We start from the raw sequence: 15140 nt of genomic DNA on the forward strand, positions 1-15140 counted from the left end.
TTAAGGAACACTTATGCTAAAAAACTATCTTGAAGGCGCAATCAAAGACTTACAAAATCTTATCAGCTACACTTACGAAGATATAGAAGATATCAAAGTTGCAAACAATCAAAGTATATTTGAACGCAACATTATAAAATCCTCCCTCATAAAAGAGTTCGAAACTAAAAAAGGTCTTATAGATGAGCAAATGATCTTGCTTATGCAGACTAATCCAGATAGGCCCTTAAGCGAACTTATAAGCCCAGAGATAAGCACTTTACTAATATCCATGAGACAAAATCTTGAAGCTTTAAAAGATATCAACACAAGATATGCAAGAATGGTCTTTGCTGTAAGTGAGTTTTATACATCTTTAGTAGAGCAACTCTTCCCAAAGGAAAAAGCAGACTATAAAGGCAGCATGGTAAAAAGTAGCTTGCTAAGCTTGCAAGCTTAGATTTCACCACACTAAACTAGTGCCATAAAACTAACTTAAGAGACCTAAGCCTCTTAAGTTAAAAACTTTTTGCATTTTACAACTAAACCATCCCCACACAAGCTTATAAAATCCTTATAAAATCATTACCTTTTACTATAACAAAAAGCTTGCTTTATAGAAGCATAGAATCTAACACCATCAGACTATCACTTAAAGCTAACTTCTAATGTCATAACATAAATGTCTAATACACTACTAACAAACAAGGCATGTATCCACACCTAATACAACACATAAAAATCAGCCTACTAGTAAAATATAAAAATATGAAGAATCTAAAAAACATAGAATCTAATAACGATTCTATGTCTTGCGTAGAGGGGAGCAAAAGACGTAAAAAGTCTAGCTTTTAGTAAGAAGCTTGTATATAAAAACTACTTGCTTCCTATCTTTCTTTTATAAGTTCTTAAAGTTGAAGCAGCAACTTTTATCTTTATCCTTGTACCATCTTCTGTCATGATACGAACTGTCCTAAGGTTAGGAAGACTTCTTTTTTTAGTCTTATTATTAGCGTGGCTTACATTATTACCACTTAAAACACCCTTGCCACTTAAGTCACATCTTCTTGCCATTACGCGTCCTTTATCTTGTTGAATTAACTCTAAAAGCTTCTATTATATCAAAACTATGCCTTAGTTTGTAGTCTTTTTAACTCTTTTTCAAACTTTTTACGTTTTATGATAGAAAGCTTATCTACGAAGAGTATACCGTCTAAGTGGTCGTTTTCATGCTGCATGGCTACAGCTAAAAAGTCCTTAGCCTCCATCCTCTGCTTAGTCCCAAACCTATCTTGATACTCTATGACGACACTTTCAAAGCGTTTTATCTCCTCATAAAAGCCCGGGACTGACAAACAGCCCTCATTCCACATGATCTCACCTTGCTTATCTATAAAGACTGGGTTTATAAACTCTAGCAAGTCTTCTTTGTACTGTATATCATCTTCATCTTCATTTTCATTAGGTCTTGGGAGGTTGACTATAAAGATCCTTAAAGGTTTTGCTACTTGTATAGCTGCAAGCCCAACACCTTTTCTGGCTATCATAGTCTCATACATGGAATCTAAAAACTCATGTAGCTCACTATCAAACTTCTCAACATCCTTTGACTTCTGTCTTAACCTAGTATCTGGATATTTCACTATGTCTAAAATCATATCTATAACCCTTACGATTAGCTTTAAGTTTTTTAACTCGGTATTTTAAAGTATATTAGAAAACTAAGGCAAGGTTTGTGGGTAAGTTAGCGATAAACATTATCATTAATTTTTATAAATATGTATTTGTGTCATACTAGAAGGGCACCTAGTGATAATGCAGTAATTATATTTGCATCGCTGCAAGACTACTTGAAGCAGTCCTTAAAACAAGAATAGAATCAGGCATAAAATCAGGCGAACACAGCAAACTGTAGACTGCATGCAAAAAAATAATTAATTCTTATAATAATCTTGTGCTAGAAACCACTAACACAAGATACATAAACCCTATAAACAAAAAAGTATTTTAGTTTGATAACTCCTAGCTAAACACAAAAGGCATCTTTGCATTACGCTCTATAACTGCACCAACTTCAAAGCAGATATCTTCTCTAAACTCATCAGCAACTATCTGCACACCTTCTGGGATATAACCACTACTTTCTTTACGCACTCCTGTAGGGACGCTCATAATAGGAAGTCCTAAAGTAGTTGTTGCCATAAGAGGAGAGTTTATATCTAAAATATGCTTCATAACTTTAGCACCCTTTGTATCTTCACCCCAAACCATTGGGTCTTCTAAAGATACTGGCATGATGATGGCGTGATACTTTTCAAAAAGTACACGCATCTTTCTTCTTAAAGTCTCACGAGTAGCTATAGCTATCATATACTGTCCCATATCAGTTTTTGGAGTATTAGCTATCATAGATTCTACAGCACTTAACACTTCTTTAGATCCCACCTTTTTAACCTCTGGCAGCATAAAAAGATGAACTTCATTCATAACTATCCTTAGCCAAGTATCCATAGCTTCTGGCAAAAATGGCAAAGATACAGGCTCTATGATATAGCCTTCTTTTTCAAGCCAAGTAGCACTCTTTTTAAGGTTATCTTTTATAGCAGGCTCCATCTTTAAGCCCGGATAGTCCATAAGCACGCCTATAACTTTAGAGCTTACACTTAAGTCTTTTTCACTCATAGCTACATTTACGCTATTAGGGTCCAATGGGCTAGCTTTAGCAAGACTTTTAAAGCCTATCTCACAGTCTCTTACGCTTCTAGCTAATGGGCCATCTACTGTGAAGAACTGAGCTGCAAAAGTCTTATTATCAGGGCTTGAAGGGTTAAATCTTGGCACACGCCCCGGAGTAGTGCGCAAACCCACACAACCGCAAGCATAAGCAGGATAGCGTATAGAGCCAGCTATATCATTACCATGTGCGATAAAGCCCATACCACTAGTAGTAGCTGAAGCCGCGCCTCCACTTGAGCCTCCACAAGTAAGGGCTTTATTCCAAGGGTTAAGCGTCCTTCCAAAAAGTGGGTTTTCTGTAAACCACCTAAAGGTAAACTCAGGTACGTTAGACACACCAACTATCACTGCGCCGTCTTTTACTACGTTATCTACTAAGGCAGCATTATGTTTTGAAGTATTGTTTTTAAAAGCTTTTATACCATCAGTGTTTGCCACACCTGCTACATCAGTGTTGTTTTTTATAGTGATAGGCACGCCATGAAGTAAAGAAAGATAGATTCCCTTTGCTAGCATGCTATCTGCGTAGCGAGCACTTGCAAGGGCTTTTTCTTCTAGCACAAAAGCTAGGGCGTTATACTTTTTATTAGCCACTTTGATTCGTTCTAATACACTTTTTGTAACTTCAAGGCTTGAAAGCTTTTTAGTCCTTATGGCATAAGCTACTTGATAAGCGTCCCACTGCCATATGGGAGTGCTAGGAAGCACTAGCTTGCTATCTTTATCCATCATATCTTTTAAAGTTTTAGAGTTTGTATTAGCCATATTAGAGCTTTCAGATACCACATTAGTACCTTTAGCAAAAGCGGAGCTTGCAAGCAGTGAGGCACAAACTCCAAGTGAGCCTAGTTGCAAAAACTTACGTCTATCCATGTTTATCCTTTTTTCTTTTATCTTTGCTTTAAATAAGCGTGTGTGTTTAGTGTAGTCTTTTAATGTTTAGAATCTGTAGAGTTTATATGAAAACTTAAAAGCTAGCTTTTAAAGTCTTGCTAGCAAAAATTATAAAATTAACCTTTTTGTGTGGTATTTCTTAAACTAAATGTAATTAATTTTTATAAAGTTCTCCTATCTAGTCCAAAAATATCTCTAGTTTTTATAAAAATAATGCCTAAGACTATATTTCTAGTCACTGGGTCTTGTTTTTTTTTTTTTTGATTCTATACTTTTTAAATATTTCATAAACAAGAAGGAAAATAATAAAACGTAGGGGTTTAAAAAAGTAGAGCTTAAGAGCTAAGTCTTAAGTATTGAAAAGCTTTTGTAAAAAGACTGCATTTTTAAAATGCAGTCTTTTTATCTTGTAGTCTTATAACTACTTTATAGCGGCCTTAGCTTTTGCAACGATGCTTGCAAAAAGTGCTGGGTCATTCATAGCCATATCAGCTAGTACTTTTCTATCTAACTCGATATTTGCTATCTTTAAAGCATGCATGAAGCGTGAGTAGTTGATATCATTCATCTTGCAAGCTGCATTTATACGAGTGATCCAAAGAGAGCGGAAGTTTCTTTTCTTTTGTTTTCTATCACGGAAGGCATAGTACATGCTTCTTTCAAGCTGTTCTTTTGCCTTTCTAAAGTGCTTTCTTCTTCCGCTAAAAAATCCTCTAGCTAGTTTTAGAATCTTCTTATGTCGTCTTCTTCTGACAACGCCTGTTTTAACTCTCATAATTATCCTTTCTTTACCTTAAAATAGGTGAAGTGTTATAAAAACACAAACTTTCCTTTTATCAAAAAGGGCAGGTGGCCTTAGCTTATAGCTATATGGTCTATCTCATACAAAGTAGATTCTTTACAGAATCTAAGTTAGTATCATTAACGTAGTGAGGCTTGTTTAAGTTAGCCTTACGCTTATGATTCTTCTTAGTCAAGATATGACTTTTAAAAGCACTTCCACGTTTGATAAGGTTTTTTTTGACCTTGAAACGTTTCGCAGCGCCTCTGTTAGTTTTCATCTTTGGCATTGTCTTCTCCTTTCATAAGTTGGATGCTATTAAAAGCTTCAGTCTTTTTTTCTTCAGATTTTTTATCATCTTTTTTAGGCTCTTTTAAGTCTTTATTAGGAAGCATTAAAACATTTACATAGCGCCCTTCAACCTTAGGCTCTTTGTCCATATGAGAGATATCTTCCACTAAAGATATAACCTTTCTTATCACAGCAAAGCCAGCACTTGGATCACCCATCTCACGGCCTCTTAGGAAAACTTTAAACTTAACGTGCTTGCCGTCATTTAAAAACTCTATAGCGTGCTTAACTTTATAGTTGATGTCATTTTGTGCTATATGAGTTGAAAGCTTTATCTCTTTTACTTCGATTTGCTTTTGTTTCTTTCTAGCTTCTTTTTGCTTTTTTTCTGCTTGATATCTAAACTTTCCATAGTTCATGATCTTACATACTGGCGGCTTGGCAGTTAGAGATATACAGACTAGGTCAAGTCCTGCTTCTCTAGAAAGCTTTAAAGCCTCATAAGAGCTTATAATGCCTTTTGGTGTACCATCTTCATCTATGCATCTGACTTGTTCAAATCTTATATCTTCGTTTATTAATGCCTCTTCTTTCAAAAGTTAACCTCGCTATTTAATTTAACTAGTTTTTCTAAAAAGTCTTTTTTCGCAATGGTATACTGCAAACTTTCTCCTTTTTCATTTTTATCCCTTCTGTCTCTAACAGATAGTAAATCTTGTGTCACTTCCTTCTCACCCAGTATAACAAGTAATGGCACTTTTTGCTTTTCTGCAGTCCTTATCTTTTTGTTTAAACTTTCATCTTTGGTAGTTACGTAAGCATAGATTCCAAGTTTTTTAAGCTGAGATTCTAAACTTTGCGCATAGTCAAGTTGCTCATGCCCTATAGGGATGATTTGTACTTGAGTAGGTGCTACAAAGAAAGGGAACTCACCGCCAAAGTGCTCAGTTAAGATTCCGATAAATCTTTCAAAGCTTCCTAAAAGTGCTCTATGTATCATAACAGGTTGCTCTTCTTTATTATCAGCACTTACATAAGTTAGATTAAACCGCTCTGGCAAGTTCATATCTATCTGTATAGTACCACACTGCCACTTTCTTTTTATGGAATCTGTTATCTTTATATCTATCTTTGGTCCATAAAAGGCACCACCACCCTCATCTATCTCATAAGGTATATTATTTGTTTCTAGTGCTACCCTTAAAGCCTCTGTTGCTTTTTCCCACACACTATCTTCGCCGATTGCTTTTTCTGGTTTAGTAGCAAGCTGCATCTCATAGCTAAAACCAAAGGCTTCCATAATGTTTTTAGCAAACTCTAGTATGTTAGTAACTTCACTTTCTATCTGATCTGGCATGCAAAATATATGCGCATCATCTTGAGTAAACTCTCTAACCCTTAAAAGCCCATGCAGCACGCCACTTTTTTCATGTCTATGCACTACGCCATATTCATAAAATCTTAGTGGTAACTCTTTGTAACTTCTAATACTTGATTGATAAACTTTTATATGTCCTACACAGTTCATAGGCTTAATTCCATACTCTACTTCATCAATCTCTGTAAAGTACATATTTTCGCCATAGTTTTGGTAGTGCCCACTTATCTTCCAAGCATCACTTTTTAAAATCTCAGGCCCCCTCACTGGCTCATAGCCATTTCTAAGTAAGGCGTTAGTTAGTAAGTCTTCAAGACGTTTGCGAAGTCTTGAGCCATTAGGCAGCCATATAGGAAGGCCAGCGCCTATATCATCATCAAAAGTAAAAAGCTTTAGTTCAACACCTAGCTTTCTATGGTCTCTTTTTTTAGCCTCTTCTAACATATGAAGATGCTCTTTTAAGCTTTCTTTATCGGCAAAGGCTATACCATAAATGCGAGTTAGCATCTCCTCTTTTTCATCGCCATTTAAATAAGCACCAGAAAGCTTTATAAGCTTGAAGGCTTGAAGTAGTTTTAGGTTAGGAAGATGAGGCCCACGGCATAGGTCTTCAAACTCTCCTTCAGCACTCTCTTGTACATAGATACTTAAATCATCACCCTTAATATTTTTCATAACAACTTGTTTTAAAGAATCGCCCTTAAAACGCTCCTCTGCCTCTTTACGAGTTAGCTCTTTTTTGACTATAGAGCCACCTTTTTTGGCTATGTCTTTCATCTTAGATTCTATCTTGCTTAAGTCTTCTTCGCTTATCTTTTCTTTAGTTTTAAAATCGTAGTAAAAGCCTTCATCTACGTTTGGCCCTACGAAAAATTCAGCATCTGGATAAAGGCTTTTTATAGCTTGTGCCATTAAGTGAGCACAAGTATGTCTTATAATATTTAGAGAATGTAGTGAGTTATCAAAGTATAGAGTTTTATAGTCGTTTGCTTCTTCTGGGTTATAACTTTGTGTATCTATAATTTCATTATTTTTATTAATATAACCTATAACTTCTTTTTGCAATGAATTCTTCCTCATTAATTAAGTGGTGATCACGACTAGGATTGAACTAGCGACCCCTACCATGTCAAGGTAGTGCTCTACCACTGAGCTACGCGATCGTTTAAGAAAAAGTCACATTATAACCAAAATATATACTAGCAAATAGTATTTTGACTAAGTATTTTAGTTAAGTATGCTTAGTCAAAATCTTCATCATCAAAATCTTTTTTAGCCAAATCTTTTGTATTAGATACTTTTTTCTTAAAGGCTTTTTTCTTGCCAAATCCTTGCTCATCGCCCAAAAACTCATGCAAATCTTTGTATTCTTCTTTGGTTAAAAAGCGAGTTTTTCCAACTGGCAGGGCATTTAAGCTTATAAAGCCATAACTTACGCGTTTTAAGTCTAACACATTAGCCTTAAAGTAGGCAAAAAAGCGTCTTAACTCTCTATTTTTGCCTTCACTTAGACTTATTTTTAGCCTTGAAAAATTTTCACTACTTTTAGTTATCTCATAGCTTTCAAACTTAAAGTGCATAGAAGTTATAAGGCTTTTTTCATGCCCACCAGCACGTGCATCTTCTATCTCTAATCCTTCACTTACTGCGATATTTAGCCCTTCAATCATCTCTTTAGTTATCTTAGAATCTATTTTTATGATGTACTTTCTAGTAAGGCTAGATTCCATTAATTGACTTGCTACACGTTTAGAGTCACTAAGTAGCAATAAGCCCTCACTTGCATAGTCCAATCTCCCAACAGGCGTAAAGAACTTATATCTTGAACTAAGTGAGTGAAAGATAGTCTTGCGTCCTTGTGGGTCGCTTTTACTTACTATCTCACCCTTTGGCTTATGATAGATGATAACTGTGTAGTTTGTGATATCAAATATGGGCTTATTATTAATAGTTAGCTTAAACTTAGTAGTTGGCAAAGGTGTAGTTGGGGTAACTACTTTGCCATTTATCTTAACCTTACCCTCACTTAAAAGGAGGTCAGCTACTTTTCTAGAGTAGTTGGAGTTATTGGATATATACTTATTTAGTCGCATAAATTGGCAAGCTTTTTATGATGATTTCTTAGTATCTTTTTGATCTGCTTCCACCTTTAAAGTCTCCACCTTTTGAGAACTCTTTCCTGCCACTGCTTCCGCCTTTACCAAAGTCTCTAGAGCTACTTCTATCACTTCTCTCTCCGCCACTTCTCTCGCTTCTTTCGCCGCCTCTATCACTTCTTCTATCTCTAGAGCCACCGCCTCCGCCGCCAAAGCGTCTACCGCCTCCGCTTCTGCCTCTATCGCCGCCACCTGATTTAAAATCATTTCTCTTTTTAAGATCTTTTACAAAACTAGCTTCAAAGTCTTTTTTACTCATACCTATCTTAGCACTAGAGCCAAAAGTTAGACTTATAAGTCTAAGTATAAGTTGGGCGTTATCTATCTTATCTTTTATGCTTTCATAGCAAAGGATGGCATCATCAGTCACTTTAGCGGATAAGATCTTATTGATTAACTCATCATTACTAACAGCTGGAATCTCATAAAGTTCTAAAGTCGAACTAATCTCAGCTTGGATTCTTTTAAGCTCTTTATACTCTAAAGGTGTAGCAAGAGTTATGGCTACTCCTTTTTTACCCGCCCTTCCAGTACGTCCGATTCTATGTACATAAGATTCTATATTAAGTGGCATGTGATAGTTAAAAACATGGCTTATATCGCTTATATCTAGTCCTCTAGCTGCCACGTCTGTAGCTACTAAGATATCACTTTCATCTCTTTTAAAAGATTCTATAGCTGAGCGTCTTGCACGCTGATCCATATCTCCATGGAGTGCTACAGATCTATAGCCTTTATTTTGCAGATAGCCATTAACCTCATCTGCTTCTCTTTTGGTTCTTATAAACACTAGGCTTTTACCAGGGGCTTCTGTGTCTATAAGTCTAGTTAGGGCATCATTTCTTTCATTATCATTAATAATATAGTAGCGTTGTGATATGTCAGTATTAGTAACATTAGTTGAAGTTATCTTAATTAAAACTGGCTCACATAGAATCTTGTCTGCAAGCTGTTTTATCCTTGAAGGCATAGTCGCACTAAAAAGTAAGGTTTGGATGCTATTTGGTATGTAGCTAAAGATCTCTTCTATATCATCTATAAAGCCCATATCTAGCATCTCGTCACTTTCATCAAGGACGATTATTTTAGGGTTAAAGTTTTTTATATGACCATGTTTTAAGTGATCTAGCAGCCTGCCCGGAGTTGCTATCATAACTTGTGGATTTTTTTCTATAAGCTCAACTTGTCTTCTTATACTTTGACCACCATAGACACAAACTGTCTTAGTTCTTAAAAACTTACCTAGCTTAAAGACTTCATCACTTATCTGCATAGCAAGCTCTCTAGTTGGAGTGATGACTAGTGCTTCTATACCACAGTTACCTTCTAGCATATTTAATATAGGAAGGGCAAAAGCTGCAGTTTTGCCAGTACCAGTTTGTGCTTGGGCTATAACATCTTTTCCTTCTAAAATCGGAGGGATAGCTTTTTCTTGGACGGGGGAAGGTGTAGTAAAACCTGCTTCTTTTACACCTTTTATAACTTGCTCTTTTAATCCTAATGCTTTAAATGCATCTAGGTTGCTCTCACTTGAGCTTATCGTACTACTATCTAGTAGATCTTGATTTGACATATATACTCTCTTGTAATTTCTGGATTTGCATAAGATTATAACCTAGATTGACCCAAATCCTATAAACTTTATGTGCTTATAGATAAAAAATGCACTTTTCTATTGACATGAGTGAATTTTTTTTATACAATCCCTTCTTTCAATCAATAAAAACCTCATTCTGGATTAGCTCAGCGGTAGAGTAGGTGGCTGTTAACCACTTGGTCGTAGGTTCGAATCCTACATCCAGAGCCAGTATAAAATCCCTTTAAAACTTAATCTTAGCTTAAAACATCACGCACGATAATTTTTCATCCTATTTACATCATTTTGCATAACTTTAGCCCCTATTTTAGGGAGTTTGGAAGCTATGAGATTAGCTACATAAATACACTCTAAAATCATTTACGACCATTTTTGAACTATAATAGACCACGCACAATAATTTTTCAGCGGGGACAGAATGGGGACGAAATGGGGAAAGGGTGGGATAAAAGATGAAAGACAAAGATAAAGACAAAACAAAGCCAGTAGCAAGCAAAACAAGCCTTAAATACGAAGGCGTAAGAAGCAAAAACACAAAAGATGGCGATATATCTTATTATGTACGTTATGTAGATAAAAGTGGTAAAAGGGTAGAGGTTAAAGTTGGCACTAAGGCTAGTGGTTGGAATGAAAAGAAAGCCAGTCTAAAACGCCTAGAGCTTATGCACTTTACCCCGTATATAGAAGCCAATGAACTCACTATATCTGATATCATCCCTCGCTATCTTGAAGTAACGTCACTGCACGTAAACGCTAGATGCCTAAGCGAGTATAGTGGTGAGGCGTTAAATCACATAAATCCGTTTTTTGGTAGCCTGAAGATAGATGACATAACAGAAAGCAAGATTAATGACTATCTATTAACTCTAAAAGACAAAAAAAGCCCAGTAACTATAAACAAAACCCTAAACCGCCTAAAAGCCATTATAGACTTTGGTATAAAAGAGTACGCCCTACCATTTAGTAACCCTCTAAAAGACATCAAAAAGCTAAAGGTTGATAATGCAAGAGAACGCTTTTTAAAATCTGATGAGGTAGAGCTACTACTAAAAGTAGCCAGAGCCCACGCTAACGCCGAAATCTACTTATTTGTAGCCCTTAGCCTTAGTATGGGTGGACGTTTTGAAACTGTGCGTAACATAAAGCTTGAAGATATAGATTTAGAAGCTGAGGTTATAAAACTAGTAGACTTTAAAAATAAAAGCAAATATAACGGCTTTTTAACGCCTACTGCTAAGCAGGCACTTAAGGCTTTTACATTGCAGGACAAAAGTGATAAAAGTTCTAACATTCTTTTTAAAACCCCAGCTAGAACGCTAAAAAGGCACTTGCAAGATATATTAAATGCCCTTTTTAACAAAGATCTAGACAAAAATGACAGAAAGCATCGCGTAGTCATCCACTCTCTTCGCCATACCTTTGCTAGCCATCTAGCTATTAAAGGCACACCTATACAAATCATCCAAAAACTACTAAACCACAAAGACATAAAGATGACTATGAGATACGCCCACTTGCTTCCTACTAGCGGTAAAGAGTGGGTTAGTAGCCTTTGGGACTAGTTAAGAGCGTTTATCTTCTAGTGCCTTTATACGCTTATTAAGCCTGCCCACATAGACTAGCAACCCTATAACGATGATAGTTTCTACTATATTTAAGATGTGCCCCAGTACTTCCATTTTTAAACTCCTTATGTTATGCTTGCTACTTATAAAACAAGATGGTAGGGTGGTATTTACCACCCCTTAAGGCTTAGGTTATAAGCTTTAAGATTAAAACTATCTCGTGGATAATTTTTAAAATTAATAGTAGGATTATTAATTTTTTAGCCATCTTGTTTTACTCCTTTAATTTAAGATCTTTCTACATCTAGTTGATATAAAAACAATATAATTATACATTAAAATGATTATGAAGTCAAGGCTTTTTTATCATATGTATATAAAAAAACTATAATAATACGTGTATAAAATATAAAAAGGTTAAAAGATGGATAAAGACGCACTAACTACTAGATTGATAGAGCTAGGTATAAGTAAAAAAGACTTCTCAGATTTAGCTAACATCTCTTATAACACAGTTAATAACTGGAATAATGATACTAAGCCAGTCCCTGCTTGGGTTGAACCCTTTTTATACTACTATGAGAGGGCTAAAAGGTTTGATGAGGTTATGGGTATGCTTAAAAAGTATGGGGGATAAAGATATAAAAGATATTAAAAAACCATTAAAGCATCCTTCTCAAACCTGCTTAAGCCTCTTTTAGACTTTTACAACTACATATAGATTAAAAGCACCACTAAAATGGAGATCTTAACTAGATTCTAAGCTACCTTAGCCCACGCGGGTATATCAGTGCAGATCCTTAGATCTTTTAGCTTTTTTAGTTGATTATCTAGTGCACTTGTATCTACCCCAAAGGGCGTGCAAGCTTCTAGCTCTATAGCTAGGTTTTCAAGTAAGTTTATGCACTCTTGCAATCTTCCACTTTCTACAAACTTATCCCACTTCATTCCTACTTTAAAAGTAAGCTCTAGCCTTTTCCAGTCTTTAAGCTCTTCTTTTATGGGTTCAGCGTGAAAGTTAGTCTGTTTTTGATACTTATCATATAAAAGCACTCGCTGCAGTCCACTTATAGGTCTTGGCTTGTTTAGGTATATGCTTTGATGATAGTAGTTAAAGTCACGATTACGTTTCGCTAGATGCTCTAGTACTTTTTTAGTTTTAGTTCTTATCTCAGGGCTTGATACTTCGCTTTTCAAACTAAAGTCTAAGGCTAGATCTATACTGTCAGTTACTATTTTATCTCTAAGTTTACGCAAGAGCTTTAAAGTTTTTGCGTTTATGTTTTTACTAGGTTGATGAAGACCTGGAAAGATTACCATCACGTAGGTATTTAGTCGTTTATGGTTTTTGCGTGCTAGGGCATAAGTCTTTGTTGTGTTTTCTAAAACTATCATGGTGTTAGATAGAAAGCGATTATTTTGCTCTATCTTTAAGATGCTAGCTTGAAAGGGGTGCTTTTTACATGGCTTAGCTGGGATTAGGTGTCTGCATTTATGATTTATAAAATGATTAGCCTGTTTAGTTGTATCATTTACTGTTTTTAACATGTTGAAAAGATTTTTTTCTTCTAAAACTTCAAGCCTTAAAGCCTTATCTTTTGGCAAACGCTCTAATGCCATTTTTTTTAGCATCTTGCACAACTTATACTTTGAGGTTACAAAGACTTGTGTATCTAAACCTAAAGAGTAGTTATTATTGCTTGCTTCTAACATTTTTAAAACTTTTTACTTTTTACCATAAATTCTGCTATATCACTTGCCATAAAGACCCTCTTCCCCTTAAGCTGGGCGTACTTGGGTATGTCTTTATCACCCTGACATCTTTTGTTTTTCAAAGTGTCAAGCTCTAGGTTTAAAAGACTTGCTACAACCTCATCTTTTACCACCACGTCGTGTTTTGCGATGATGGCTTGTGTGGCGGCTATTATTAGTTGTTGCTCAAAACTTAGATTGCTCATTCTCTTTCCTTTTACACACTTAAAACTGTTTCTACTGATATAGTTTTCATGTCAAAAATATTTTCCATCCCCTTAACTAAAAGCTCAACTAGTTCATCTGTGTATTTAGTTTTTACTAAGTAAGTGCCTGCTGTTTTGTTATCTCTTATATTTATAACCACATGCTCTATTGTTAGTCTCTTGTCTAGTAGTCCGCAGTTTCTAAAGTAGCTTTTAGTCTTAAAAGCTTCTAATATGCGGCTTGCATGTTGTGCTGGGGTTTTTGCAGAAAGTAAGTAGAGGCTAAGCACTGGCTTGCTGTCTTCTTCGCTTTCTAAAGACATATTCTTTAACCATATGGGTCTATTTGAGTTTCCTTCAGGTTGTGGCACTAAGTTTAGGTTTATGGTGAATGTTTTTATTAGTTTTTTTTGCGTCTCTGATCTGTCAAGGACTTTTTTTATAGCAGCACTTTGTGCCCCTACTAGTGCGTCTAACTCTTTTTTTAGTGTTTGTGAAGCTGTCATTTTTTCTCCTTTTATATGTCTATAACTTCTATATCTGTGCACACGTGTGGGAAAAAGCGAGTTACTAGTCTATGTGCTTCATCTATAAGTATTTGTGCGGTTAGTAGGTCGTTTATGCCCCTTTTCCTAAGCTCTTCTTTTAAGGCTTCTTCAAGTTTTTTTGTCTTGCTTCTTCCTTCTTCATCTATAAGGCTTTTTATTAACCTCATCGATACGCCTAAAACTGCTGCAAGCAAGGAAGAAATAAGATAAAACTGCATGGTTATAGAATCTCTTTCTGTGCTACTACTTGGCTTTTTGCCCTCGTTTAAGATGGCTGCTAACTTTTGATAAAAGTAGTAGTGTACGTTTGCCTCTCTTGCTTCAAGCACACTTACGCCACCTAGTTTTATTAGTGTTTTTATAGTCTCACTACTAGCCATGTATATGCTTAAGCTCATGCCTTCTAGCTTAAAGCGATATGGGCTTATAGAAGTTTTTGGCTTAGGGCGCAAGCTATTAAAAACGATTCTGTTTTGAAAAGTTTTTTTTGTCTCTTGAATCTGTGTCATTTTTTACCTCATTTATTAAAGTAGTCTTTTAGTAATGGTGCAATCTTTTGCATGCCTTCGTTAAAGTGCTGCCTGACAGCACTTTCACTCATATTAGTAGCCTTAGCGATGTCTTTAAATTTCATTAACTCACCCCTATCGCTCCACTCGCTTGGGGCAAGTATCTCTTTTTCTACATGCCTGTATTTGGTTTTGTTTAGATAAGTGGTGTATTTCTGCTTTGTCTTTGGCTCCATTTCATAGTAAAACAGTGCTTCGTTTTCATCAAAAAGCTTTCTTATCCTTTCAAAAACTCTGCCCTTATATTTCATTTTTTAAAATTTTCTTTTTAAAGTGACTTTATAAAGCAGCTCTTCTTTTGTCTTAACTACATTTACACTTAAGCTTTTATAGTTTTCATCTTCCCTTAGCCCTTCTAACTCATCTTTTAAAAGTCCAAGTAAGTCATCAAAACGATGGGACATGATGTAAACTTCTTTGACTGTGTCTTTGAAGCTAAAGTCCTTGTCTAACTCTATAGCAAAAAGGCTTTTAGCCGTGCTAGCCTTTGGTTTATCACTAAAGGGGCTAGCCTCATCTCTAAAAGGACTTTTAGATTCTTCTTTTATGGCTTCTTCTACTTCTATAACAGGCACTTCATCTAGGGGATCTTTTAGCGTGCTAAAAGCCCTTACTTCTTCTACCTCGCTAGCTTTTATCTCTACTTCTACATCTCCAAAAGGTGTATTTACAACTTCTATCATAGCTT

18 protein-coding genes and 2 tRNA genes are annotated in these 15140 nt (G+C 35.7%); 4 read left to right on the forward strand and 16 right to left on the reverse strand.

Annotated features, from left to right (window positions below; all coding sequences use genetic code 11):
- The first annotated feature begins 13 nt into the window (after nucleotides 1-13).
- Complete coding sequence (locus tag BKH40_RS05950; protein WP_095277797.1) at nucleotides 14-439, forward strand: hypothetical protein; 426 nt, start codon at nucleotides 14-16, stop codon at nucleotides 437-439.
- A gap of 416 nt (nucleotides 440-855) precedes the next feature.
- Here the strand turns inward: BKH40_RS05950 and rpmB are convergent, their stop codons facing one another.
- The 10 genes from rpmB to BKH40_RS06000 form a co-directional block, all read right to left on the reverse strand.
- Nucleotides 856-1053 carry a 50S ribosomal protein L28 gene (gene rpmB, locus BKH40_RS05955; protein ID WP_095277798.1) on the reverse strand — a complete coding sequence of 66 codons (198 nt, stop codon included), beginning with the start codon at nucleotides 1051-1053 and terminating at the stop codon, nucleotides 856-858.
- A gap of 53 nt (nucleotides 1054-1106) precedes the next feature.
- Nucleotides 1107-1637 (reverse strand): peptide deformylase, encoded by a 531-nt coding sequence (def, locus tag BKH40_RS05960; protein WP_095277800.1) that lies wholly within the window; start codon nucleotides 1635-1637, stop codon nucleotides 1107-1109.
- 364 nt (nucleotides 1638-2001) lie between these two features.
- A complete protein-coding gene (locus BKH40_RS05965) occupies nucleotides 2002-3588 on the reverse strand; it encodes an amidase (protein ID WP_095277801.1) in 1587 nt (528 codons plus the stop codon).
- 442 nt (nucleotides 3589-4030) lie between these two features.
- The gene (gene rplT / locus BKH40_RS05970; protein ID WP_095277803.1) at nucleotides 4031-4384 is read right to left on the reverse strand and encodes a 50S ribosomal protein L20; all 354 of its coding nucleotides are present in this window, start codon (nucleotides 4382-4384) and stop codon (nucleotides 4031-4033) included.
- Nucleotides 4385-4484: 100 nt separating this feature from the next.
- Complete coding sequence (rpmI, locus tag BKH40_RS05975) at nucleotides 4485-4679, reverse strand: 50S ribosomal protein L35 (protein ID WP_095277805.1); 195 nt, start codon at nucleotides 4677-4679, stop codon at nucleotides 4485-4487.
- Nucleotides 4660-5277, reverse strand: a complete 618-nt coding sequence (gene infC / locus BKH40_RS05980; RefSeq protein WP_095277807.1) for a translation initiation factor IF-3 — start codon at nucleotides 5275-5277, stop codon at nucleotides 4660-4662. Before infC ends, rpmI begins: the two co-directional genes overlap by 20 nt.
- Entirely contained in the window at nucleotides 5274-7124 is a 1851-nt protein-coding gene (gene thrS, locus BKH40_RS05985) for a threonine--tRNA ligase (protein ID WP_257842530.1), read from the reverse strand. The genes infC and thrS overlap by 4 nt, the downstream gene beginning before the upstream one ends.
- A gap of 23 nt (nucleotides 7125-7147) precedes the next feature.
- A tRNA-Val gene (locus BKH40_RS05990) sits at nucleotides 7148-7222 on the reverse strand.
- A 78-nt stretch (nucleotides 7223-7300) separates the two neighbouring features.
- A complete protein-coding gene (locus tag BKH40_RS05995) occupies nucleotides 7301-8152 on the reverse strand; it encodes a pseudouridine synthase (RefSeq protein WP_095277811.1) in 852 nt (283 codons plus the stop codon).
- Between the two features lie 28 nt (nucleotides 8153-8180).
- Nucleotides 8181-9788 carry a DEAD/DEAH box helicase gene (locus BKH40_RS06000; RefSeq protein ID WP_095277812.1) on the reverse strand — a complete coding sequence of 536 codons (1608 nt, stop codon included), beginning with the start codon at nucleotides 9786-9788 and terminating at the stop codon, nucleotides 8181-8183.
- Nucleotides 9789-9947: 159 nt separating this feature from the next.
- On the opposite strand from BKH40_RS06000, the gene BKH40_RS06005 reads away from it, so the two are divergent.
- The 3 genes from BKH40_RS06005 to BKH40_RS06015 all read left to right on the forward strand — a co-directional run bounded on the left by BKH40_RS06005 (nucleotide 9948) and on the right by BKH40_RS06015 (nucleotide 12014).
- Nucleotides 9948-10022 (forward strand) — tRNA-Asn (locus BKH40_RS06005).
- 242 nt (nucleotides 10023-10264) lie between these two features.
- A complete protein-coding gene (locus tag BKH40_RS06010; RefSeq protein ID WP_095277814.1) occupies nucleotides 10265-11374 on the forward strand; it encodes a site-specific integrase in 1110 nt (369 codons plus the stop codon).
- Between the two features lie 427 nt (nucleotides 11375-11801).
- A complete protein-coding gene (locus BKH40_RS06015; RefSeq protein ID WP_095277816.1) occupies nucleotides 11802-12014 on the forward strand; it encodes a hypothetical protein in 213 nt (70 codons plus the stop codon).
- A gap of 122 nt (nucleotides 12015-12136) precedes the next feature.
- On the opposite strand, the gene BKH40_RS06020 is transcribed toward BKH40_RS06015, so the two are convergent.
- The 6 genes from BKH40_RS06020 to BKH40_RS06045 are packed head-to-tail and all read right to left on the reverse strand — an operon-like array spanning nucleotide 12137 to nucleotide 15135.
- On the reverse strand, nucleotides 12137-13090 hold the full coding sequence (locus tag BKH40_RS06020; RefSeq protein ID WP_095277817.1) for a hypothetical protein: 954 nt from the start codon (nucleotides 13088-13090) through the stop codon (nucleotides 12137-12139).
- Nucleotides 13091-13092: 2 nt separating this feature from the next.
- Nucleotides 13093-13335 carry a hypothetical protein gene (locus BKH40_RS06025; protein WP_095277819.1) on the reverse strand — a complete coding sequence of 81 codons (243 nt, stop codon included), beginning with the start codon at nucleotides 13333-13335 and terminating at the stop codon, nucleotides 13093-13095.
- Between the two features lie 11 nt (nucleotides 13336-13346).
- Nucleotides 13347-13841 carry a hypothetical protein gene (locus BKH40_RS06030; RefSeq protein ID WP_095277820.1) on the reverse strand — a complete coding sequence of 165 codons (495 nt, stop codon included), beginning with the start codon at nucleotides 13839-13841 and terminating at the stop codon, nucleotides 13347-13349.
- 11 nt (nucleotides 13842-13852) lie between these two features.
- Entirely contained in the window at nucleotides 13853-14392 is a 540-nt protein-coding gene (locus tag BKH40_RS06035; protein ID WP_095277822.1) for a hypothetical protein, read from the reverse strand.
- Between the two features lie 8 nt (nucleotides 14393-14400).
- Complete coding sequence (locus BKH40_RS06040; RefSeq protein WP_095277823.1) at nucleotides 14401-14703, reverse strand: hypothetical protein; 303 nt, start codon at nucleotides 14701-14703, stop codon at nucleotides 14401-14403.
- A gap of 3 nt (nucleotides 14704-14706) precedes the next feature.
- Nucleotides 14707-15135: a hypothetical protein gene (locus BKH40_RS06045; RefSeq protein ID WP_143428461.1), complete on the reverse strand. Its 429-nt coding sequence runs from the start codon at nucleotides 15133-15135 to the stop codon at nucleotides 14707-14709.
- Nucleotides 15136-15140 lie beyond the last annotated feature (5 nt).

It is taken from the genome of Helicobacter sp. 11S02629-2, assembly GCF_002272875.1.
Classification (GTDB): Bacteria; Campylobacterota; Campylobacteria; order Campylobacterales; family Helicobacteraceae; genus Helicobacter_I.